Below are 23,586 nucleotides of genomic sequence, written 5' to 3' on the forward strand. Positions count from 1 at the left end.
ACGGTCACAACTCCTGGGCGAAATTACTCTGCAGGCGCGAGAAGATCCGCTGCCCGATCCACAACAGCACCACGCCGACGACCAAGGCCACCAGCATGCGGAGCCAGAGCAGGTCCGGCCAGTACTGGGTGGGGTCGTCGGCTCCGGCGGCCCACATGCCCTGCTGCATGCCGATCACGGCGAGGGTCATGGGGTTCGCGAGGTACACCGCTTCGAGCCAGGTGCCGCCGATCGCCTGGTGCACGAATCCCGCGGAGTAGACGATGGGCGAAGCCCAGAAGGCGACGAGGAGGAAGACCTCCACGAGGTGCTGCACGTCGCGGAAGTAGACGTTCACGGCGGAGAGGACCAGCGCCAGCCCCGTCGCGAAGACGACCGCGAGCATGATGGACAGCGGCACGTAGAGGAGCTCGATGGACAGCGGCGGCCGTCCGAGCACGATCGTGGCGGCCACGAGGATCGCGAACTGCACGACGAAGTTGAAGAGCGCGCCGCCGACGGCCGCGAGGGGGAAGATCTCGCGTGGCAGGTAGACCTTCTTGATCAGTCCGGCGTTGGCCACGATCGAGCCGGTGCCCGCGCTCACGATCTCGCTGTAGAGGCCCCAGATGGTGAGGCCGGTGAACACGAAGATCGCGAAGTCGGGGATCGATCGGGCGGCGCCGAGGAACTGGCCGATGGCGACGTAGTAGATGAGCAGCTGCACCAGCGGTCGCACGAGCGACCAGAGGATGCCGAGCGAGCTGTCCTTGTACTTCGCGCGCAGCTCGCGGCTCACCAGGCGGCCGAGCAGTTCGCGCGCGCCCATGATCTCTCGGGTCGCAACGATGAAGCCGCGAGGCCGACCCTTGACCCGGCCGATCTCGTGCAACGGCTCGTCGATCACCCGCCGGGTCGTTACTGGGGAATGCGGATCCATCTTCTCGCTCTCTCTCGGACACTGCATCCTAGCCCGATCGACCGAGTGCAGACTGAGGCCCAGTACACTGCTCTGGGCGACCGCCGGTGTCGCCACTCTGCCGCCGTCGCCGAACGAGGAGCGAACACCAGTGGAACAGACTCAGCACGTGACCGGTGTCGTACGCGGACGGACTTCGTGACCGAGGGCACGGTCGTCGGCCGTCTCCGTCGTATCTGGTCCGCGTGGGTCGAGCGATATCGGGACTTCACGGTGCCGCGAGCCGACGGCCTGCCGAATCGGCGGGTGCTGCTGGCCGGCCCTGCGCTCGTGCTGGTCTTCGGCGTGCTCGCCGTGGGGCTCGCGATCAACGGAACCTCCTCCGGCATGTTCCACCCCGAGCTCTCCACCTCGAAGGACCCCGACCTCATCGCGGGCTCGCCTGCGGCGATCCGCACCGATGAATGGAACGTGCAGACGGTCTGGGCGATCGCGCAGGTCGAGCAGGGCCTCCCCGTGATCAACGAGTCGATGGTCGGCGGCATGGATGCGACCCTGCCGCAGGACCTCCCGCGGGTGGACTGGTCGGTCGCGTTCCGGCCGCACCTCCTCGGGTTCCCGGTCATGGACCTCGACCACGCCGTCGCGCTGAAGTGGTGGTTGCCCGCGCTCGGACTCATCGCGGCGCTCTACTGCTTCGCGGTGACGGTACTGCCGCGGCGTCCGATCACCGCGATACTGCTCGCGACGGGCTTCTACTTCAGTCCCTTTTTCCAATGGTGGTTCCTGCAGACCACGCTCTGGCCGGTCGCGTGGGCGCTCGTCGTGCTCACCGCGCTCATCTGGTGCCTGAGATCCTCGACCAGGATCGCGCCGATCGTCTGGTGCGCGATCGTCGGGTACCTCACGGTGGTCATGGCGATGGGCATCTACGTGCCGTACATCGTGCCTGCGGCCCTCGTGGTCGCGGGGGTCGGCATCGGCATCGTCGCTCGGGCCGCCGGCGACGGCATGCGATGGGCGGATGTCGCGAGGCGGGTCTCCGGCATCCTGATCGCCGGGGTGGTCGGCGCGGCCGTCGTGGGACTGTGGCTGTTCCTCAAGCGCGACACCGTCGCGGCGTTCCTCGGAACCGCGTATCCGGGCGAGCGGCTGTACCCGACCGGGCAGTCCGATCTGACCTACCTCGCCCAGACGGTGTCGTCGTCGTTCGCCCTCGCGTTGAAGTCGGGCGGATGGCTCGGCCTGAACTCGTCGGAGGCGTCGACCTTCCTCCTCGCGGGCGCGTTCCTGATACCGGTGGTCGTCTGGCTCGTCATCCGTCGCGTGCGCGCGCGCGGGCCGGTGCCCTGGGCCATGGTCGGCGCATCCGCGGTGATCCTCCTCCTCATCGCGTTCCTCTACGTGCCGGGCTGGGATGCCGTTGCGCACCTGCTGTTCCTCGATCGCACGCTCCCGCCGAGACTGCGCGCCGGCATGGGCCTCGCGTCGATCATCATCGTCGTGCTGCTGCTGGCCGAGCTGAGCGAGCGGATGCGGCCAGGGCGCGTGCTCGTCGGTGCGGTCGCGGGGCTCTTCCTCGCCTCGCAGATCGCCATCGCGATCGCCGTGCTGATCGGCGGCGGGCCGGACACGCTCGCCACTGCCCGGTACTGGTGGATCCTCGCACCGCTCTCGGCGCTGGCCCTGTACCTGCTCGGTCGAGCGCACGGCACCGCGGGCGTCGCCCTGTTGCTGGTCGTCGGGTTCATCACGTCGGCGACGGTGAATCCCGTGTATCGCGGGGTGCTCGACCTCCGCGAGACGGATGCCTCGGCCGCGATCCGCGCGTACGACGCCGAGGTGCCCGGTGCCCGGTGGGTCGGCGTCGGCGAGGGCATCACGACGGCCATGCTGCTGGAGTCCGGGGTGCAGGGGTTCAACGGCTTCCAGGGCGCGCCGTCACGCGACCTCTGGTCGGAGGTCGACCCGTCGGGCCAGTACGAGTTCAACTGGAACCGCCTCGCAGGAGTGTCGTGGAAGCCGGGCGAGGGTGAGCCGGTCGTCGCGAACCCGTACCCCGATCAGATCCTGTCGACGTTCGACGCGTGCAGCGCGTTCGCGCAGGAGTCCGTGGACTTCGTGCTCTCCGACGAGAGCGTGTGGCTGCGTTCGGACTGCCTGACGAAGGAGCAGACCTTCACGGGCGGCAAGGCCGACTCGCTCACGATCTGGCGGGTGGTCCCCACGAACTGAGGCGGCCGCGGCTCAGGGGATCGCCGTCCCGGTCGGGAACCGCGAGACGCTGTAGGCCGAGACGTCGATGACCTGATCGGTTCCGCCCAGGTTCGCGAGCGTCGCGATGCTCATCACCTGGCGCTTCGTACCGTTCTCGATGAGGTACACCTTGCGATCCGGCGCTCGGAGGAACCGGCTCAGCGGTTTCGCAGGCTGGGCGAAGGCGGTGCACGTCGCAGCGTCGACCTGCACGAACGGTCCGGGGTAATGGGCGCTCAGCGCCGCCGGGATCGGGTAGATCCTGCCGCCGAGCCCGATGGACGGCACCGTTCCGCACCTGAGCCGGTCGGTCAGCGCGGGCGCATCGCCGAGGGCATCGGTCGTGGCGGTGGTCGTCGCCTGAACGGCCGGCGCTCCGAGGGCGGTCGAGATGTCGAACGACGTCAGGTGGTGCTTGGTGCCCGCATCGACCACGAACACCTCGGGGCGTCCATTCGCGCGGACCATCGCACCTGACCGGAACACGTCGGCACCCCTTCCGAACGCGGCGATCGTCGCAGCGGGAACGACGTAGACCTGGTCGTCGCCGGTGGTCAGGCGCGCGGCCGCGAGATCCGCCGGCGTGGGGATGTGCCGCAGTTCGGAGCCGTCGACGAGGTAGACGGGCGAGGTGCCCTTCGCCTGCAGCAGTTCGGGCCGCACGGCGAGGTCGGTGCTGACGATCGGCGTCGCGACCTCCACTCGGGAGAGGAGCTCGGCGTCGCCGGGGGTCACGGGTGTCGAGCCGGCGAGGCTCGTGAGCAGGCCCGGTGCGACGATGTGACGGCGGGTGCCGTCGGCTGCGCGGTAGACGGCGCCGCCGGGTTCGCGGACGAACTCGGTCAGACGGCCGGCGGCGGCCCCGAGGGCGGTGCACGTGGGGCCGCTCAGCGCGCGGGCCGACTCGTCGATCGCCCAGGTGTTCTTGGCGGCGGCCGAGACGGTGTACCGGCGTCCTCCGATGGAGAGGAGCTCGCCGCTCGGGCACGAGAGGAAGGTCTGCATCGACGGGCCCTCGGTGAGGCTCGCGATCGCGGCCTCGTCGAGCACGCGCACGGGTGCGGTCGTGAGCGAGGCGAGCATCGCAGGCGACGCGACGTGCATGCGCTTCGTGCCGTCGACGAACCAGACCTTGTCGGAGGCCGTCGACTTGACGAGCGAGGCCGGTGCGATCCAGGCCGGGCCGGTGGTGAACGCACCCATCAGGGGGTCCGCGACGGGGACGACCGCCCCGAGACCCGGCGTCGCCTGCGCCGCTGCGAGGTCGGTCGGCGACGGCACGTGCCGTTTCGCGCCGTCCTGCACGACGTACACGGGCGCCGTGAGCGGCGACCGCAGGAGCGCCGGGTTGCCGATCCGCGCGGTGGCGGGCAGCTTGTCGAGGATCGCCGCAGGGAGCTTCGTCGCTGCGGGCAGCCCCGCGGACGAGGTGAACGGGCTCTTGCCGCCCGGCGTCAGCGCGTAGAGGGTGCCGGTGGTCGTCGAGACGACGGGCGAGAGCGCCGCTCCCTTCTGGAGGAGATCGAAGCTGCCCGCCTCGAGTCTTCCGAGGCCGAGCTTGGAGGCCAGTGCGGTCGACCGGTGCATCGCGTCGGACACCGGGGCGAGCAGCTTGCCGCTCCAGAGCCCGTACTGGGCACCGGTGCCGCGCTGGATGTACACGTCGTCGCGCATGATGGGCGTGCCGAGTCGCAGCGGGGCGATCGTCGAGCTCGCCGCGAGCGCGGAGGTGCGCTCGGTGTACCCCGCGTTCTTCATGGCGATCGCGTCGACGGCCTGGGTGCGCGCGCCGCCGGAGATGCGGTAGAGGCCGTCCGGCGTGGACACCGTGTTCGTGAGGTCTCCCCGGTTGGCCAGGCGGGAGACCTGGCCGGCGAGGAGCTGGATCGAATCAGGGCACTTGTACCCGAAGTCCGCGACCTGGGTGCAGGTCGTGAAGTGGAAACGCCCCACCGGGTCGATGAGGAACAGGTTTCCGGATGGGTCGCTGATGAGCCTCGTCATGTTCCGCCCGGTGGTCAGGCCGTCGACGAAACTCTGCGAGACGTAGGCGAGCGGTGCGATCGCCGCGAGCGACTTGTACGTGTCGCCGTCGAGGATCGGGTACTTGACGGAGCCGACGACCAGGTAGACCCGCGTCGACGCCGCGGTGCGCACGAGGTCGGTGCGCTGGATGGTGTTGCCGAACCAGTCGTTGAACAGCCGCCAGAAGTTGCGGTTGCCGTACGCCGAGCAGGCGTCGCCGGTGCCGTAGAGGTTCGCGAGCGCCGCCGCGTTCGGGCGGTAGGGCGTGTAGAGGTAGAGCCCGGCCGTCGCCTGGTTCTCGATGTAGACCTGCGACGAACCGCACGCGGCGTTGGGGTGCCATTGGATCGTGTTGACCCGGCCGGCCTGGTACTGGCGGCCGCCCGGGTTGTACCGGTACTTCTTGAACTGCCAGGCCGCGTTGTAGAGCTGGTTGAAGAAGCCGTAGTACTGGGTGTCGCAATCGGCGGTGTCGGGGCATCCGTAGCCGGTCGCCGATCGGTACTGGCGACTCGACGGGGCGGAATCGGTGACGAGCGCCTGCTCCTTCTGGAGCAGCACGATCAGCACCTGCGGGTTGATGCCGCACGCGAAGCTCACGTCGGCGATGATCGACGCCGCGGTCTGGTTGGCCACCGCGTTGTACTGGCGGCATCCCTCGACCTTCGCCCCGATCGTCCTGGACGTCTCGCGGTAGTTCTTGAGGCAGGTGTAGCCGGCCGCGCAGCTCGGAACCTGCTGGTTGAGGAACGTCTGGATCTGCGCGGTCGACATGGTGGTCGCGTTGTAGAACACCGAGTCGCTGATGATGTTGCCGGCCTGGAACTGGGAGCCGGTGACCGCCTCGGCCGACTGTTCGCCGCCGAGCGACGCGAAACTCAGGGTCGCCACTGCGACCACCAATGCGACGACCCCTGCGATGGTACGACGAACCTGATGCATGTCTTGCCCCCCGGGTCAACGTAACCCGAACACGGGGGCTTTGGAAAGCACCGCGCCACGGGCGGCGCCGATCGCGCGGGCGATCCCGCGGTGGTCCGCGCGCCGACGCGGACGGAGGATCGCGGCTCAGCCGCCCGTCGTGAACGTGTGACGCAGCAGGGATCGCGCGCTGGCCGTGTCGCGCACCGAAAGCGCCGACGGCACCCTGGTCAGGGCGTTGATACGGCTCGAGAGATGCGTGCGCGCCGCCCGGGCGGCGCGCGGCCATCCGATCGTCCGATACCGCTCGGCGAGCTCGAGGAAGAACGCACGCTCCTCGATGAACCGGGAGCCGTCGGCCGCCTTCCACGATGACACGCTCGCCGAGTGGCGGCGGTAGTCGAAGGTCACGACCGGGTCGATGACGAGCGAACCGCCCGACGTGCAGAGGTCGATGACGAGCGCCAGATCCTGCACGACGTCGTAGCCGGCGCGGAAGCCGGTCGCCCTGAGCATCGGTCCGTTCCACGCCACCGCCGGGAAGTTCATCCAGTTGCCGCGGGTGACGCTCACGGCGAGGTCCTCTCCGGTGAGGACGACGGTGCCCGCCGAGCTCGGCCGGTACCAGCCCTTCGCGGTGTCGACCAGCGTGCGCACCGGGCTGCCGTCCTCGTCGATGATGCGGACGCCCGGATGCAGCATGGCCGCGTCGGGGTGGGCTTCGACCAGCGTGCGGATGCGGGCGACGAAGCCGGGGTGCATGACGTCGTCGCACCCGAACACGACGACCCAGTCGGCCGTGGAGCGCTCGACGCTCTCCTGGAAGTTGCGGTTGATGCCCACGTTGGACTCGTGTCGGACGTACTCGATGCGAGGGTCGCCGATGTCGAGGAGCCACCGTCCGGCCTCGGGTGACGGATAGTGGTCGTCGATGACGACCAGCCGCCAGTCGGGGTCGGTCTGCGCGAGCACGCTCTCGACGGCCGCCTCGAAGTGATCGACCCGCCCGTAGAAGGGCATCATGATGTCGATGGTGGCAATGGCGGGCTGGGCCCCGCGTTCGTCCGGACGCACAGTTCAGCAGGGTAACATTCGGCGGTGCGCAGATCCCTCTTCAGCCAGTCGGTGCTCTCGACGGCAGGGGTCCTTTCGCAGGGCCTGGCCAGGTTCGGCTACTCGATCCTGATTGCCCGGTTCGTGGGCGCGAGCGAGCTGGCCGTGGTCAACACCCTGATCTCGCTCTCGATCATCCTCTCGCTGCTCTGGCCAACGGCCGCGGGCAACGCCGCGGGCGCATTCCTCGCGCGGGCGAGGGCGCGCGAGGCCTCGACCGCACCGGTGCTCAGGGCGCTGTGGCGCTCGTTCGCCGTCTCGGCGGTGATCCTCGTGGTGCTCGGGGTGCCCATCGCGCTGATCGCGACCGGCGCCGACGGCGGTCGGCTCGCGGCCTTCGCGGCGCTCACGGTCGCCTGGTCGGCGTACATCATGACCCGCGGCATCCGCATGGGCCTCGGCCAGATCGCCGAGACGGCCGTCTGGGACACGATCAGCGCGGTGATCTCGCTCGCGCTGCTCGCGGCGGTCATCGCCGCAGGCGCCGACCCGCTGCTGCTCTGGCCGCTCGCGATCGGATACCTCGTGTTCGTGATCGCCGCGCTGCCCGGCATGCGGTCCTCGACCCGCACCTCCGACCCGACCGCTCAGGCGGCCGCGAGCCGGATCACGGCCGCTCCCGAGGGGCTGTGGCGGTTCATCGCGACGAACTCGGTCGCGCTGCTCGCGACCAACGGCCTGCTGCAGTTCGCGATGGTCTTCGCCTACGCGAACGCCGACCCGGTGCAGGCGGGCATGTTCGCGGCGGCCATGGCATTGGCGACCCCCGCCTCCATGCTCGCTCAGGCCGTGTCGCAGGTGCTGATCCCCAGGTTCGCGTTCTGGCTGCACGAGGACCCTGCTGCGGCGCGGCGCCGCTACGGGCTCGTGCTGCTCGTGCTCGTCGGCGTGCTCGTCGCCGCGTTCGGCCTGGTGGCGGTGCTCGCCGGGTGGTTGGTGCCGTTCGTCTACGGCGGCGGGTACGAGGGATCGGTGCAGGTGCTGCGCATCCTGCTCGTCGGCGCGTTCCTCTTCTCGGTCGGCATCATCGCGTCGTCCTTCCTCATCACCTCGTGGCGCACCGGGCTCGCGACCGCCTCGGCGGTGGTCGGCACCGCCATCGGCGTCGTCCTGATGTACGCCCTCCTGCCGGCGCTGACCGCCTCGGACGCGGCAGCTTGGGGAGTGGTCGCCGGAACGGCCGTCACCGCGGTGTCCTCGGTGGCGCTGAGCCTGCGCCGGTCGCCCGCGGAATCCGGCTCATGGACCGGCTCGGCGTCCGGGGCCGGGTCCTCACCCGGTGAAACCGGGACCCGTACCCCTCGATAGACTGACTCGCCACTACGAAAGGGTCTCGATGTCCACCCGCCAGATCGAACTGACGATCCTCATGCCCTGCCTCAACGAAGCGGAGACCCTCGCGATCTGCATCGAGAAGGCGAACGGCTATCTCGAGCGGTCCGGAGTCGTCGGCGAGGTCCTCATCGCGGACAACGGCTCGACCGACGGATCGCAGGAGATCGCCACCGCGCTCGGCGCACGCGTGGTCGACGTCGCCGAGAAGGGGTACGGCAACGCGCTCATGGGCGGCATCGTCGCCGCGCACGGCACCTACGTGATCATGGGCGACGCCGACGACAGCTACGACTTCTCGTCGCTCGACGCGTTCGTCGAACGCCTTCGAGCGGGCGACGACCTCGTCATGGGCAACCGATTCCGCGGCGGCATCGAGCCGGGCGCCATGCCGCCCCTGCACAAGTACCTCGGCAACCCGGTGCTCTCGTTCGTCGGGCGACTGTTCTTCCCGTCGCAGATCCGCGACTTCCACTGCGGACTCCGCGGCTTCAACCGGGAGTCGATCCTCGCGATCGGCCTCATCACCACCGGCATGGAGTTCGCGAGTGAGATGGTCGTGAAGTCCACCCTCTCCGGCCTGAAGATCAGCGAGGTCCCGACCACGCTGAAGAAGGACGGCCGCTCCCGGCCGCCGCACCTGCGCAGCTGGCGCGACGGGTGGCGCCACCTGCGGTTCCTCCTGCTCTTCAGCCCGCGGTGGCTGTTCCTCTACCCCGGCCTCATCGCGTTCGCGATCGGGGCCGTGGTCAGCGCGGTGCTGGCGCTCGGGCCGATCGGCCTCGGCGCCGTCGGCCTCGACGTCTCGACCCAGGTGTACGCGATGGCGCTCACCGCCGTCGGCTACCAGGCGGTGATGTTCGCGCTGCTGACCAAGCTCTACGCGAGACACGAGGGGTTCTTCATCCCCAGGAGCAAGGCCTTCGAGCGGGTGGCCGAACGGGCGACGCTCGAGTCCGGTGCGCTCATCGGCGTCGGCCTCTTCGTGGCCGGCCTCATCATCGGCATCGTGCAGTTCTCCGCGTGGGCGGCCGGCGGCTTCGGTACGCAGGACGCCGTCGACACCGTGCGACTCGCCATCCCCGCCGCACTGCTCATGATCCTCGGGGTGCAGACGATCATGGCGGGAATGTTCCTCGGCGTGATCTCGATCCCGGTCAGGCGTCATTGACCCCGCGGATCTCGGTCGCTCTGGGCACCCGCAACGGCGCCGCGTACCTGGCCGACCAGCTCGGCAGCGTCCTCGCGCAGTCGACGGCCGTCGACGAGGTGGTGCTCTCCGACGACGACTCCTCCGATGACACCGTCGCCCTCGCCGAACGGCTCATCGCGACCCACCGCGACCGCGGCGGCCGTACCGAGCTTCGCGTGCTACGCAACAGCCCGGCGCTCGGGGTCACCGCGAACTTCGAGCAGGCCCTGCGCGCCGCGACCGGTGATCTCATCGCGCTCTGCGATCAAGACGACGTCTGGCGATCCGACCGCATCGCCGCGGCAGTCGCGCGATTCGAAGCCGACCCCGACCTGCAGCTGGTCGCCTCCGACGCCAGGCTGGTCGACGCCCAGGGCGAGCCGCTCCCGCACACCCTGTTCGACACGCTCGGCGTCGACGCTGCCTTGCGGGCCCGATTCGCCGGCGGCGGCGCGACCGACGAGATGCTGAAGCGCAACATCCTCACGGGGGCGACCATGATGGTGCGCCGCGAACTCGTCGAGCTGGCAGTGCCGTTCCCGGCGAGCTGGGTGCACGACGAATGGCTCGGCATCGTCGCCGCAGCGAGCGGGGGAGCGCTGATCCTCGAGGAGCCGTTGATCGACTACCGCCAGCACGGGGCGAACGAGATCGGCGTCACCAAGCTCTCGCTCGACGGCAAGCTCGGTCGGCTCCGGCAGCCGCGCACGAATCGCGACGCCCGCTTGCTCAGCCGTGCCGACGACCTGCACGCCCGTGCCGGCGGCTTCGCCGACGCGGCGTTCGTGGCGGCGACAGCCGAGAAGCTCGAGCACGAGCGCGTCAGATCGGCGCTTCCGGCCGCACGCCCCGCACGGATCGCACCCGTGCTGCGCGAGGCCCGCACCGGCAGGTACTCGCGGTACGGCCTAGGCGCGCAGGACATCCTGCGCGATCTGGTGCAGCCGGTCTGATCCGCCGCTCGGTCCGCGTCCCTGCGCGCGCTGGTCTGCGCGGTGGTCAGCGCGGTGGTCAGCGCGCGCTGGCCAACGCGTCGCGCCAGCTCATGTCGCGGGCCGACTTCACCGCGCAGACCACCAGGAGCATCCAACCGCCCTCGACGAGCACGAAGCTCTCGGCGAACGAGGTGATCGCGATCGCGACGAGCATGAGCGCCGGCCACAGGTAGACGACGCTCCGCCGCCCGGTGGCGAGCAGCCAGGCGCGCACGAGCGCGGTGCCGATGAGCGCGGCGAACAGCAGGAGGCCGATGACGCCGACCTGGAAGTACACGTCGACGTAAGCGCTGAGCGCCGAGGTGTGCTGTCGACCCGTCGCGGCCTCGATCCAGAGGTAGGGCGACGAGGCCGGCCATGAACCGACCCACCCCCAGCCCTGCAGCGGGTTCAATGCGAGGTAACGGGATGCCTCGCGCCACAGGTCGAGGCGCACGTCGAACTCGGCGCGCGCGTCGAGCAGTTCGATGATGCGGATGCGGATCAGCCAGACCGTCACGAGCACGACGACCGTGGTCGCGAGCAGGGCGATCTGCCACCGCCATCTCGTCGCCGGCTCGACGCGACGCAGCCCGTAGATCGCCGCGAGTGCGACGAGTGCGACCGCGAGCGTGACCCAGGCCGTCGGCGAACCCGAGAGCACCACGCAGACGAGGGCGAGCACGATCGACGCGATCGCCCGACCTTTCGGCACGATGTGGGTGCGCCATTCGACGATGAAGGTGAGCAGTGCGATGACGGCGATGAATCCGAGCAGGTTGCGCGAGCCGAAGATGCCCTGGATCGGGCCGAGCGACGTGATGTCGCCCTGGATGCCGAGGAACCGGATCGGCAGGTCGAGCAGGATGCCAGAGAGGATCTCGAGCGCGAGCGAGACGCCGAGCAGCACCCTGGCGACGTCGCCGTAGGCGCGCACGATCTGGATGGTGTCGCGCATGAGCGCGACGTACACGCCGATGATGGCGAACGCGATGAGGTAGACGACCCTCGCGGCGCTCGCACCGGGCGTCGTGCTCCAGAGCACGGACACGGCGCACCAGCCCACGAAGACGAGGATCGAGAGCGGCAGGATGCCGTACCACTCGACCGCCCGCCATCTCGCGACGAGCGAGGCGGCGCACAGCGCGAGCAGGCCCGCGAGGATCGCGAGCAGGCCTGGCCATCCGATGAGGCTGCGGATCAGGTGCGTCGAGAGCGCGACGCCGATCGCGGTCAGCGAGAGCGCCTGCGCGAACCGGGCCGATCCGACGAATTCCCGCAGCGGCTTGAGCGAGCCGGTGTCGCTCATGCGGACGGCGGCGGTGTCGGCGTCGGCGGCTCGGCCAGCGCCACCGCACGCGAACGGGCGGGACGGGGCACGGCCGGCAGCGGGTCGTTCGTCCACTGTCTGCGCTTGGTGCCCCAGGCGATCGCGATGAGCAGCAGCCAGCCGATCTCGATGAGCAGTCGGCTCTCGGCGAGGCTCTGTCCGAGCAGCGCGAACAGCACGAGCAGCGGCAGCAGCGACGCCGTGGAGTAGGGAAGGGGCCGGCCCGCGGCATCCCGTGGCTGGTCGACCGCGAGGAACCATGAGCGCCAGACCGCGCCGATGACGATGGAGAGGAACGCGATCAGGCCGAGCACGCCGAGCTGCATCCACACGTCGAGCCAGGCGTTGTGCGCCTGCAGGTAGGTGACGCCCTTGCGCACGGCGAGATCCTTGAACGGCTCGACCCACGGCACCCAGTAGCCCACGTAGCCCCAGCCCGCGATCGGCCGTTGCTGCGCGAGGTCGATCACGCTCGCCCAGATGTCGGTGCGCCCGGTCAGGTCCTCGCCCTTGCCGAAGAGCTGCAGCAGCAGGTTCCACGAGAGCGCGAGCAGGGTGACGGATGCCGCGACGACGCCGGCTGCGGCCCAGTAGACCTTGCGGCGGTGCTGGGCTCCGACCCGCCGCGTCCAGAGGGCGAACACGAGCACGACGGCGACGAGCGCGGCGACGAGGATCATCGTCGACGAACGGGTGAGGGCGAAGACGAGCCCGGCGACGACGAGCCAGGAGATGCCGGGCGCTCGGCGCATGCTGCCGGCCGCGAGCAGGCAGCCGAAGACGATGAGGCCGAGCAGGGCGATCATGCCCAGCAGGTTCCGGCTGGCGACGATGCCCTCGATGGGGCCGCCGTGCAGCAGCAGGCCGCGCGACCAGTAGAAGGCCATCGGGAGCTTCTCGCCCGTGACGTCGAAGTCGGGGAAGTTCGGCAGCAGCGGTTCGCGCACGAACACCGCGACCCAGAGCTCGAACGCGATCGAGAGCGCGAGGATCCACTTGATCGCCGATGCGAGCGACATGACGATGCGCGACCAGGGCAGGCACAGCACGAGGGTCACGGCGGCGAACGTCGTGACGAGGAGGATCGCGAGTCCGAGGGCGGTCGCCCCCGGATAGAACGACCAGAGCAGCGAGAGCGCGGCCAGGAGCAGGAACGCGAGCGTCGACTTCGGTGTGCGGCGCCACTTCCAGCCGGGGCGCACGTGCACGAGGAGCACGATGCCGCCGACGACCACGATCGCGACGGCGGCGCCGAACCCCCACCAGCCCAGCAGGTTGCGCCAGAACTGGCCGGCGAACGCGGTGAACAGCACGAACGTCGCGTACGCGCCCGCGAGGGCAGGGCGTCGGGCCGGGGTCATGCGGTCAAGGCTATCGCGCCGGGTCGGGCGGTCACGCGAGGCGACCGGTCGCGTGCCCGGACGGAGGATGCCGCGGGCGAACGTTCGCCCGCGGCATCCGATCGCCGTCGTGGTGGAGCTCAGACGAACGCGGCCTTGCCGGTGATCGAGCGGCCGACGATGAGGGTGTTCATCTCGCGCGTGCCCTCGTAGGAGTAGAGCGCCTCGGCGTCGGCGAAGAATCGCGCGACGTCGTACTCGAGCGTGATGCCGTTGCCGCCGCACGCCTCGCGCGCCCAGGCGACGGTCTCGCGCATGCGCGCCGTCGTGAATGCCTTCGCGAGGGCCGAGTGCTCGTCGCGCTGCTCGCCGCGGTCGAGCATCTCGGAGACGCGCACGACCATGCCGAGCGACGCGGTGATGTTGCCGAGGCTCTTCACGAGCAGGTCCTGCACGAGCTGGTGCGAGCCGATGGGCTTGCCGAACTGCACGCGCTCGCCCGCGTACTTCACCGCGGCCTCGTAGGCGCCCATCGCGGTGCCGACGGCGGCCCACGCGACCTCGGCACGGGTCAGGCGAAGCACGCTCGCGGTGTCGCGGAACGAGTTGGCGTTCTGCAGGCGGAGGGACTCGGGCACGACCACGCCGTCGAGCACGATGTTCGCGTTCTGCACGGCGCGCAGGCTGATCTTGCCCTCGATCTTCGTGGCCGAGTAGCCGGGCGTCGAGGTGGGCACGATGAAGCCCTTCACCTGGTTGTCGTCGACGTCCTTCGCCCAGATGATCGTGATGTCGCTGAAGGTGGCGTTGCCGATCCAGCGCTTCTCGCCGTTCAACACCCAGCTGTCGCCGTCGCGCTTCGCGGTGGTGCGCAGGCCCTGCGCCGAGTCGGAGCCCGACAGCGGCTCGGTCAGGCCGAAGGCGCCGATGACCTCGCCGCTCGCGAGCTTGGGGATCCATTCGTCGCGCTGCTCCTTCGAGCCGCACACGCTGAGGGTGCCGGTCGCGAGACCGTTCTGCACGCCGACGAAGGTCGCGACCGACGCGTCGACGCGCGCGAGCTCCATGGCCACGAACCCGCGGAACACCGCGGAGTTCTCGAACGGCTTCGTCTCGTCCCACGCGTACGACAGGGTGCCGAGCTCGGCGAGCGGCTTCACGATCTGCATGGGGAACTCGGCGCGGTCCCAGTAGTCGCCCACGATGGGCTTCACGTCGGCCTCGAGCCACGCGCGCAGCTCGGCGATCGCCTGCTGCTCGCGTGCGGTGAGGAGGGATTCGTACGAGTAGAAGTCGCTCGCGAGCGGCTCGAAGGTCATGACTGCTCCAATGCATCGTCGGATGCCACGAGCCTACGTCCGCGGTCTCGCGGGCCTTCGGCCGTTGGTAGTTTTGACTGAATTCTCGGAAGGGGCCACCTCGGATGTTTGTGTCCATCGGCAATACCCCGCGCGACTACGCGTGGGGCTCGACGACCGCGATCGCAGGCTTCCGCGGGGTGCCCGCATCGGGAGGCCCCGAGGCCGAGCTCTGGCTCGGCGCGCACGCCGGGTCGCCCGCGCGCATCACGCACCCGGAGGCGCTCGGTCACGCAGACCTGGCCGAGTGGATCGCGGCAGACCCCGTCGCGGCGCTGGGCCCAGACCACGCCGCGAAGGGCGCACGGCTGCCGTTCCTGCTCAAGGTGCTCGCCGCCGCCGAGCCGCTGTCGCTCCAGGCGCATCCCACGCCGGAGCAGGCGCGCGCCGGGTTCGCACGCGAGGAGGCCGAGGGTCCCGAGCTGACGGCCTTCGACCGCAACTACAAGGACGCGTTCCACAAGCCCGAGCTCATCGTCGCCGTGAGCGACACGTTCGACGCGCTCTCGGGCTTCCGTCCCCTCGACGAGATCGCCGGCGTGCTGCGGGTGCTCCGCGAGGCGGATGCCGCCTCCGCGGCCGGTGAGCCCGAGCCCGGCGCGCTCGACCTCCTCGCCGAGCACCTCGACACGGCGGAGCCCCTCCGGGACACGGTCGAATGGCTGCTGCGCGACGGGCGCGGCGGCGACACCGGCGAGGTCGCGTGGGTGACCGAGCGCGTGACGGCACTCGCGGCATCCGCCGTCGCCCTCGATTCCGCCTACGCCCGCTCGTTCGAGACCGTCGGCGCGCTCGCCGAGGTGTATCCCGGCGACCCCGGCATCGTGATCTCGCTGCTGCTGAACCGCGTGCGACTGGTGCGCGGCGAGTCGCTGTTCCTCGCCGCCGGCAACATCCACGCGTACCTCGAGGGCCTCGGCATCGAGCTCATGGCCGCGAGCGACAACGTTCTGCGCGGCGGCCTCACGCCCAAGCACATCGACGTCGACGAACTGCTCGACGTGCTCGACTTCACGCCGATCGCCCCGCCCCGCCTCTCGCCCGAGCGGGTGGGCGAGCGCGTCGAGGCGTTCCGGCCCGACGTGCCCGACTTCGTGCTCTACCGGGTCGACGGCGCGGGAGCCTCGGATGCCGCGTCGGCGCCCATCGCGCTCGACGGCCCCGCCATCGTGGTCGCCGAGGGCGGCGACGTCGTCGTCACGGGCGCCTCGGGCGCGGCACCCGTCGCGCGTGGCGAGTCGCTCTACGTGACACCCGACGAGTCGCCGGTCTCGGTGACCGGTGCGGGCATCGCGTGGATCGCGACGACCGGGCGCTGACCGGCGACGCGCCCCGCGCTCAGGCCGGCTGCGCGACGAGTCGCTCGTCGGCCGACGAGGGCCGCCCGCCGAACACCCGGCGGTAGGCCGTCGGGGTGGTCTGCAGCACCTTCACGAAGTGGTGGCGCATGACCGCGGCCGCACCGAACCCGGTCTCGCGCGCGATCTCCTCGAGCGGGAGGTCGGTCTCCTCGAGGAGCTGCTGCGCGCGCAGGAGGCGCTGGCGGTTGAGCCAGGCGTTGGGCGTCGTGCCCGTCTCGGCGCGGAACCGACGTGCGAACGTGCGCGGCGACATGAGCGCCTTGCGGGCGAGCAGGTCGACCGTGAGGTCCTCGTCGAGGTGCTCGAGCATCCAGGCGGTGACCGTCGCGAACGAGTCGGTGCGGCATTCGGGCACCGGGGTCTGGATGAACTGCGACTGGCCGCCGTCGCGCTGCGGGGGCACGACCATGCGCCGCGCGACGATGTTCGCGGCGGCCGCGCCGAGCTCGGTGCGCACGATGTGCAGCGCGGCATCGATGCCCGCGGCCGTGCCGGCGCCGGTCACGACCTTCTCGTCCTGCACGAAGAGCACGTCGGGATCGACGACCGTGTCGGGGAAGGTCTCGGCCATGAGGTCGGTGTACATCCAGTGCGTGGTCGCACGGCGACCAGCCAGCACGCCGGCGTGGCCCAGCGTGAACGCGCCGGAGCAGACCGAGAGCACCCAGGCGCCGCGGGCGACGGCCTGGCGGATGACGTCGAGCACGCGCTCGTCGGGCTCGCTGCCGATGAGGGAGGCGGGCACGGCCACGAGGTCGGCCTCGTAGGCGAAGGAGAGGTCCTCGTGCACGACGACGTCGAAGCCGAGCTTCGTCGAGATGGGGCCGGGGTCGGCGGCGACGACGTGGAAGTCGAACGTCGGCCCGCCCTGCGCGGAGCGGTCGATGCCGAACACCTCGCACACGACGCCGAACTCGAAGGGCGCCATCTGGTCGAGGGCGATGCAGGCGACGGATCTGAGCACGAGGCCTCCTTGGCAGAAAGTGGTCGGTAGTTGTCAACACTGCCACTGTCGGCAGGATATGACAAGAGCGAGACTTTCTGCCATGACCATTCTCCTGATCCTCACCATCGCCGCGCTGGCCGTCTGGGCGGTCGCCGGAGCAGCACTCTCGGCCTCGCGCGACGGCTACCACCGCCTCGACGCACGCGACGCGTCCCGCAGAACCCCCGTTAGCATCGACTGAGGCCTGCCGACCGGGCGCGCCCGGAAAGGCAGGACATGAGCTGGCTCGTCACCGGAGGCGCCGGGTACATCGGAGCGCACGTCGTACGCGCGTTCCGCGCGCAGGGCATCGACGCGGTCGTGATCGACGACCTCTCCTCCGGCAAGGAGGCGTTCGTGCCCCACGGCGTCCCGCTCGTGCGCGGCTCGATCCTCGACGGCGCGCTCCTCGAGCAGGCCATGTCCGACCACGGCGTGCAGGGCGTCGTGCACCTCGCGGGCTTCAAGTACGCGGGCGTGTCCGTGAACCGGCCGCTGCACACCTACGAGCAGAACGTGACGGGCACGGCGACCCTCCTCGCGGCGATGGCGAACTCGGGCGTCGACCGCCTGGTGTTCTCGTCGAGCGCGGCGGTCTACGGCACGCCCGACGTCGACCTCGTGACCGAGTCGACCCCGAAGCACCCCGAGTCGCCCTACGGCGAGTCCAAGCTCATCGGCGAATGGCTCATCGCCGACCAGGCGAAGGCGGCGGGGCTCCGCCACACCAGCCTGCGGTACTTCAACGTCGTCGGCTCCGGTTCGACCGACGTCTACGACGCGAGCCCGCACAACCTGTTCCCGCTCGTGTTCGACGCGCTGCTCGAGGGGCGCACCCCTCGCATCAACGGCACCGACTACCCGACGCCCGACGGCACGTGCGTGCGCGACTACATCCACGTCGCCGACCTCGCCGAGGCGCACGTCGTCGCGGCGAGGCGGCTCGACGCGGGCGAGCCCCTCGAGCCCGTCTACAACCTCGGCTCGGGCGACGGCGTCTCGGTCGGCGAGATCATGACCGCGGTCGCCGACGCGACGGGCATCTCGTTCGTCCCGGATGTCGCGCCCCGCCGCACCGGCGACCCCGCCCGGATCGTCGCCTCCGGCGAGCTCGCCGCGCGCGATCTCGACTGGCGCATGCGGCATTCGCTCGCCGACATGGTGACGAGCGCATGGGAGGCACGCCGGGCGGCGACCGACGCGTAGGCGCCGACGCGCGACATCCGCCCTGCGCTCAGATCACAACTCTCCAACGCCCTCGGCGTGTCGATCGCGTGTCGAAGCCTCGACGCCCGATCGAGGGTTTACGATCTGCGACTTGACTCTCGCGAACTACACCGGTGTAATTGGTCATGACACACCCTCTGGGTGGTCGGTACAACTGGGTGGGAGACGATATGAGCAATCCTGAATATCGTTCTGGAGTACCTGACGATTGGTTCGTCGATCCGGTTCGGCTCGGCGTTCCTGGGGTTCGTCCGGGAGCCGGCGACGACAATCCGCTGGCATGGCAGAGCGACGCACTGTGCGCGCAGACCGATCCGGAGGCGTTCTTCCCTGAGAAGGGCGGTTCCACGCGCGACGCGAAGAAGATCTGCACGGGCTGCGAGGTCCGGGCGCAGTGCCTCGAATACGCGTTGGGCAACGATGAGCGGTTCGGCATCTGGGGCGGACTGTCCGAACGCGAACGCCGCAAGCTCCGCAAACGGGCGGTCTGAGCGAACACGCGCCGTCACCTCTCGAAGGTGACGGCGCGTTCGTCGTGTGAGGCCCGAATCGGATTCGGGGCGCGCCCGCGCAGTTCCGGATCCCGCGCATCGCGCCGCCTAGGCTGTCCCCGATGTTCCCCAGAGTCACCGCCGTCCTCGTCGCTCGCCACGGCGGCGACCGCCTACGGCACACGTTGGACGCCGTCCGTGCGCAGGGCCGACGGCCCGATGCGCTCGTCATCGTGCTCACGAAGCCCGAGGGCGACGCGCGCGAGATCGCCGCCTCCGCCGGCGCGACGCACCTCGTCGAGTCGAACGAGGCCCTGTCGTTCGGCGAGGCCGTGCGGGCAGGGGAGCGCGTGCTCGAGCCTCCGGCCGACGAGGCCGACGCCCTGTGGCTGCTCGCCGAGGACTCGGCTCCCGAGCCCGACGTGCTCGAGGCGCTGCTCGCGACGCTCGTCAACGGCCGCTCGATCGCCGTCGCCGGGCCCAAGCTCGTGCGCTGGGACGCGCCCGACCGGCTCGTGGGCCTCGGCCGCACCATGACGCGACTCGGCCGATCGGTGCCCGTCGTGCCGGAGGAACTCGACCAGGGGCAGCACGACGACCAGAGCGACGTGCTCGGGCTCGACCCCGCCGGCCTCCTCGTACGCCATCAGGTCTGGCAGGCGCTCGACGGATTCGACCCCGCGCTCCCGGTCGTCGACGACGGACTCGACCTCGGCGTCCGGGCGCGCCTCGCCGGACACCGGGTCGTGGTGGTGCCGCAGGCCCGCATGCGCTTCGCGCGCGACGGCATCGCGGGCCCGCAGGCCGGCGACCGCGCATCATCCCGCCGCCGCACCGACCGGCTCGCACGCGCCGCCGCGCTGCATCGACGGCTCGCGTACGCGCCCGCGGCCGCGGTCCCGCTGCACTGGCTCACGTTCCTCCCGCTGGCGCTGCTGCGGTCCGTGGTGGCACTGCTCGGAAAACGCCCCGGCGCGATCCCCGGCGAGTTCGCTGCGGCCTTCGCCACGATGTTCGGCGGCATGCGGGTGCCCAGGTCCCGACGCGTCCTCGCGTCGGCGAAGACCACGGGCTGGTCGGCCGTCGCCCCCCTGCGCCTGCAGCCCGACGAGGCGCGCCGACGCCGCGAGGCGGCCGCCGAGGAACGCCGCATCCGCGCTCGTGGCCGCACCGACGACGTGGCGTTCATCGGCACGGGCGGCGGCTGGGTGCTGCTCGTGTCCGCCGTGGCATCCGTCGTGCTGTTCTCCTGGTTGCTGGGTGCGGGCGGAGTCGGCGGCGGAGGACTGCTGCCGCTCTCGAACGGCCTCGCCGAACTGTGGCGCAACGCGGCCTACGGCTGGCGCGACATCGGAGCCGGGTTCGTCGGTGCCGCCGATCCGTTCGCCGGACTGCTGGCCGTGCTCGGATCGATCACGTTCTGGGCGCCCTCCGTCGCGCTCGTCGGCGTCTGGCTGCTCGCGTTGCCCGCCGCCGCCCTCGGCGCCTGGTTCGCCGCGTCGAGGCTGACCGAACGCGGCTGGGTGCGCGCGCTCGCCGCCGTGGTCTGGATGCTCGCCCCGATGTTCCTCACCGCGCTCGCCGACGGCCGACCCGGTGCCGTGCTCGCGCACGTGCTGCTCGGCTGGCTCGCGTTCGCGATGCTCGGGGCCGCCAGGTCGTGGTCGGCGGCGGCGACCGCATCGCTGCTGTTCGCCGCCGTGATCGCCGTGGCCCCGAGCCTGACGCCCGCACTGCTGCTCGGCTGGATCGTCGCTCTGGCGACGAGCGGTCGCGCGGCGGTGCGCTTCGCCTGGCTTCCGGTGCCGGCCCTCGCACTCGCGCTCCCGCTCGTGTTCGGGCAGGTCTCCCGGGGCACGCCGCTCGGCCTGCTGGCCGATCCCGGTCTCCCGGTCGGCAGCACGGCGCCGACCCCCTGGGAGCTCGCGCTGGGCCTGCCCCAGGCCGGCTGGGGAGGCTGGCCCGACGCCGTCGCGTCGATCCCGGCGCTCGCGGGCCTCGATGCGCGCACCCTCGCGTTGGTGTTGTCGGGCCTGCTCGTGCCGCTCCTGCTCGTCGCCCTCGGCGCGTTCTTCGCGCGCGGGATCCGCACGGTGCTCCTCGCCGTCGTGACCGCGATCGCGGGCTTCGCGACCGCGTTCGCCGCGACGCTGCTCTCGGTCGCGACCGCGGGTTCCGAGTCGGTCGCGATCTGGGCGGGCGCCGGGCTCAGCCTCGCCTGGCTGGGCGTGCTGGTCGCGGTCGTGGTGGGCGCCGACGCGCTCCGCCGCTTCCGCGGCTGGGTGGTCGCGGTGCTGACGGTCTGCGCGGTCGTCGCCGTGATGCCCACGCTCGGAGCGCTCGCGACGGGTTCCGCCGTCGTCGGTCCCGCGGCCGAGCGTTCGGTGCCCGCGTACGTGGTCGCCGAAGCCGACGCCGACCCCCGCGTCACGACGCTCCGCATGCAGCCCCTCGCCGACGGAAGCCTCCGCGCAACGCTCGTGCACGGACTCGGCGAGACCCTCGACGACCAGTCGACGCTCGCGCAGACCCGTACCGAGCTCACCGACGACGAGCGCGAGATCGCCGACATCGCTGGCAACCTCGCCAGCCGCAGCGGGTTCGACGCCGACGCCGCGGTCAGCGAGTACGGCATCTCGTTCGTGCTGCTCGCAACGGTCACTGACGACACCGACGCCATCGCCGAGCGTGCCCGTGTCGCCCTCGACGGCAACGCTGCGCTCACGCCGGTCGGCGACACCGACTACGGGACGCTGTGGCGCTTCGTCGACGCGGAACCGGATGCCGCGGCCGCCCAGATCCCGGCCGACACCGGTTGGGCGGGCGCGGTCATCACCGGCGTGCAGCTCCTCGTGCTGCTCGTGACGCTGCTGCTGTCGATCCCGACCGGTGCGGGGCGGGAGGTGGATCGGCGGCCCCAGCGTGCGGCGCGTGCGCGGCGCACGAAGCGCGAGGCCGCCGCGCCGCCGGAGCCGGGCGAGCAGGCGTCCGGGTTGGAGACCGACACGGGCTCGGAGCCCGATGCCGTGGACGAGCGCGAAGCGGATCCAGAACGGGGGACCGAGCCGAACGCCGAGGTCGGGCCGGAACTGGCCGAGCCGGAAGCGAGCGGGCCGGAAGCGACCGACCCCGAACTGACCGGACCCGAAGTGACCGAGCCCGAACGGACCGGGCCCGAAGCGAGCGACCCGGAAATAACCGAGCCTGCCGCCGAGCCTTCGGCACCCGACCGCTCGAGCCCCGAGTCCGACTCCCGAGTCGAGCCCGAGGCAGGACCAACCGACCGACCCGATGCAGGGGAGGCCCCCGATGCCCGTTGACCGCAGGAACCTCGTCCGCGCCGGAGTCCGCTCGATCGCGGCCGTCGCGACCGCGGCGGTCGCCGTGGGCCTCGTCGGCGCCGCGACCCTCGGCACCTGGCCCTCCTACCGGGTTGAGGCGCCGTCGACGGTGGTGCAACCCCAGGCGGTCAGCCAGCAGCGCGTCTGCCCCGGACCGATCCTCGCGCTCGGTGCCGACGCGGCCGAGGCGACCGCGATCGACCAGGTCGGCACGGCATCGGTGGTGACCGCGACCGAGCCCGACGATGTCGACCTCGGGCTGTCGTGGCTGGCGCTGGCCGACGACCCCGAGGCGGCGGAGGACTCGGGCCCGCTCGTGATCGATGCCGCGGCCGGTGCGGTGGACGCGGGCATGCTCGCGGGCGCCCAGTCGCAGACCGAGAGCTCGGAGACGATCGGCGGCTTCGTCGCGGCATCCTGCACCGAGGGCATCGCGGAGTCGTGGCTCGTCGCGGGCGCGACGACGGTCGGCCGCAGCAGCCTCGTGCTGCTCTCGAACGCGAGCGACGTCGCCGCGACCGTCGACGTGCGGGTGATCGGCGAGGCTGGGCCCGTCGAGGCCCGCTCGGCGATCGGCATCACGGTGCCCGCGAGGACGCAGCGTGTGCTCTCGCTCGCGGGCCTCGCCCCGAACATCGCGTCGCCCGTCGTGCACGTCACCAGCACGGGCGGTGCGATCGCGGCCTCGCTCGAGCAGTCGGTGGTCGAGGGGCTGACGCCCGCGGGCGTCGAGATCTCCGGCCCGACGGCGCCCCCCGCCGAATCGCAGGTGATCCCCGGCCTCCTGATCGCGGGCGGCACCGGGGTGCACGCCGACGAGGACCACGCCGAGGGCGATGCGTTCCCGGCGCTGCGGCTCTACAGCCCGAGCGGCGAGCAGGTCGAGGCGTCCATCTCCGTCGTCCCGATCGGCGGGGGCGCGGGCGACTCCATCGACGTCGACCTGCAGGCCGGCAAGGTGAGCGACATCCCGCTCGGCGAGCTGGCGGAGGGCACCTACACCGTGCGCGTCGACGCCGACGGTCCGATCGTGGCCGCGGCCCGCTCGACGGTCGCCGCGCCCGCGGACGACGATGCCGGGACGGATGCCGAGGTGCCGGCCGATCTCGCCTGGTTCGCCGCTGCGCAGCCGCTGCTCGACTCCGCCGTGATCGCGGTCCCCTCGGGGCCGTCGCCGACGCTGCAGCTCGCCGCCGGCACCGATGCGGTCGACGCGGCATCGGTGACCGTCACGGTCGACGGCGACGAGGTCGAGGTGCCGCCTTCGGGTGCGGTCTCGGTGCCGCTGCAGCGCGGAACGGCGGTGCTCGGAGGCGTCGAGGGCCTGCGTGCGTCGGTCAAGTTCCTCGGTGCCGACGCGCTCGCCTCGTTCGCGGTCGCCCCGCCGGGGCCGCTCGACTCCCCGATCCGCGTGTATCCGCGCTAGATCGGGCAGCGCCGAT

17 protein-coding genes are annotated in these 23,586 nt (G+C 71.0%); 10 read left to right on the top strand and 7 right to left on the bottom strand.

Translation table 11 applies throughout. The annotated features are described in order from the left end of the window. Window positions 1-4: 4 nt before the first annotated feature. Window positions 5-886 (bottom strand): ABC transporter permease, encoded by an 882-nt coding sequence (locus BM342_RS16340; protein WP_255368874.1) that lies wholly within the window; start codon window positions 884-886, stop codon window positions 5-7. A gap of 210 nt (window positions 887-1,096) precedes the next feature. Here BM342_RS16340 and BM342_RS16345 point away from each other — a divergent pair, with 210 nt between their 5' ends. Further along, complete coding sequence (locus tag BM342_RS16345; RefSeq protein ID WP_092968024.1) at window positions 1,097-3,133, top strand: DUF7657 domain-containing protein; 2,037 nt, start codon at window positions 1,097-1,099, stop codon at window positions 3,131-3,133. Window positions 3,134-3,145: 12 nt separating this feature from the next. Here BM342_RS16345 and BM342_RS16350 read toward each other — a convergent pair whose 3' ends face one another. Then, complete coding sequence (locus BM342_RS16350) at window positions 3,146-6,070, bottom strand: hypothetical protein (protein WP_092968026.1); 2,925 nt, start codon at window positions 6,068-6,070, stop codon at window positions 3,146-3,148. Window positions 6,071-6,247: 177 nt separating this feature from the next. After that, on the bottom strand, window positions 6,248-7,123 hold the full coding sequence (locus tag BM342_RS16355; RefSeq protein WP_092968763.1) for a glycosyltransferase family 2 protein: 876 nt from the start codon (window positions 7,121-7,123) through the stop codon (window positions 6,248-6,250). 75 nt (window positions 7,124-7,198) lie between these two features. On the opposite strand from BM342_RS16355, the gene BM342_RS16360 reads away from it, so the two are divergent. From BM342_RS16360 to BM342_RS16370, 3 genes are read left to right on the top strand one after another with little or no spacing between them, the layout of a single operon-like run. Next, window positions 7,199-8,521: a lipopolysaccharide biosynthesis protein gene (locus BM342_RS16360; RefSeq protein ID WP_092968028.1), complete on the top strand. Its 1,323-nt coding sequence runs from the start codon at window positions 7,199-7,201 to the stop codon at window positions 8,519-8,521. A 28-nt stretch (window positions 8,522-8,549) separates the two neighbouring features. Further along, window positions 8,550-9,716 carry a glycosyltransferase family 2 protein gene (locus BM342_RS16365; protein WP_092968030.1) on the top strand — a complete coding sequence of 389 codons (1,167 nt, stop codon included), beginning with the start codon at window positions 8,550-8,552 and terminating at the stop codon, window positions 9,714-9,716. Next, window positions 9,713-10,690 (top strand): glycosyltransferase, encoded by a 978-nt coding sequence (locus BM342_RS16370; RefSeq protein WP_092968032.1) that lies wholly within the window; start codon window positions 9,713-9,715, stop codon window positions 10,688-10,690. Before BM342_RS16365 ends, BM342_RS16370 begins: the two co-directional genes overlap by 4 nt. A 58-nt stretch (window positions 10,691-10,748) precedes the next feature. Here BM342_RS16370 and BM342_RS16375 read toward each other — a convergent pair whose 3' ends face one another. From BM342_RS16375 to BM342_RS16385, 3 genes are all read right to left on the bottom strand, one after another. Beyond that, entirely contained in the window at window positions 10,749-12,020 is a 1,272-nt protein-coding gene (locus tag BM342_RS16375; protein WP_092968764.1) for an O-antigen ligase family protein, read from the bottom strand. Continuing rightward, window positions 12,017-13,402: an O-antigen ligase family protein gene (locus BM342_RS16380; RefSeq protein ID WP_092968034.1), complete on the bottom strand. Its 1,386-nt coding sequence runs from the start codon at window positions 13,400-13,402 to the stop codon at window positions 12,017-12,019. Before BM342_RS16380 ends, BM342_RS16375 begins: the two co-directional genes overlap by 4 nt. Before the next feature lie 119 nt (window positions 13,403-13,521). Beyond that, on the bottom strand, window positions 13,522-14,700 hold the full coding sequence (locus tag BM342_RS16385; protein WP_092968036.1) for an acyl-CoA dehydrogenase family protein: 1,179 nt from the start codon (window positions 14,698-14,700) through the stop codon (window positions 13,522-13,524). A 104-nt stretch (window positions 14,701-14,804) separates the two neighbouring features. Between BM342_RS16385 and manA the strand changes: the two genes are divergently transcribed. Further along, complete coding sequence (gene manA, locus BM342_RS16390) at window positions 14,805-16,058, top strand: mannose-6-phosphate isomerase, class I (protein ID WP_092968038.1); 1,254 nt, start codon at window positions 14,805-14,807, stop codon at window positions 16,056-16,058. A 19-nt stretch (window positions 16,059-16,077) separates the two neighbouring features. Here manA and BM342_RS16395 read toward each other — a convergent pair whose 3' ends face one another. Next, entirely contained in the window at window positions 16,078-17,064 is a 987-nt protein-coding gene (locus tag BM342_RS16395; RefSeq protein WP_092968040.1) for a GlxA family transcriptional regulator, read from the bottom strand. Window positions 17,065-17,146: 82 nt separating this feature from the next. Here BM342_RS16395 and BM342_RS20035 point away from each other — a divergent pair, with 82 nt between their 5' ends. From BM342_RS20035 to BM342_RS16415, 5 genes are all read left to right on the top strand, one after another. Then, a complete protein-coding gene (locus tag BM342_RS20035) occupies window positions 17,147-17,287 on the top strand; it encodes a hypothetical protein (RefSeq protein WP_177232228.1) in 141 nt (46 codons plus the stop codon). Window positions 17,288-17,322: 35 nt separating this feature from the next. After that, window positions 17,323-18,291 carry a UDP-glucose 4-epimerase GalE gene (galE, locus tag BM342_RS16400; protein ID WP_092968042.1) on the top strand — a complete coding sequence of 323 codons (969 nt, stop codon included), beginning with the start codon at window positions 17,323-17,325 and terminating at the stop codon, window positions 18,289-18,291. Window positions 18,292-18,482: 191 nt separating this feature from the next. Beyond that, window positions 18,483-18,803: a WhiB family transcriptional regulator gene (locus tag BM342_RS16405; RefSeq protein ID WP_082462249.1), complete on the top strand. Its 321-nt coding sequence runs from the start codon at window positions 18,483-18,485 to the stop codon at window positions 18,801-18,803. A 122-nt stretch (window positions 18,804-18,925) separates the two neighbouring features. After that, a complete protein-coding gene (locus tag BM342_RS16410; RefSeq protein WP_092968044.1) occupies window positions 18,926-22,123 on the top strand; it encodes a glycosyltransferase in 3,198 nt (1,065 codons plus the stop codon). Then, complete coding sequence (locus BM342_RS16415) at window positions 22,113-23,570, top strand: DUF5719 family protein (protein WP_092968046.1); 1,458 nt, start codon at window positions 22,113-22,115, stop codon at window positions 23,568-23,570. Before BM342_RS16410 ends, BM342_RS16415 begins: the two co-directional genes overlap by 11 nt. The last annotated feature ends 16 nt before the right edge of the window (window positions 23,571-23,586 follow it).

This window comes from Agromyces sp. CF514 (assembly GCF_900113185.1).
Taxonomy (GTDB): Bacteria; Actinomycetota; Actinomycetes; order Actinomycetales; family Microbacteriaceae; genus Agromyces.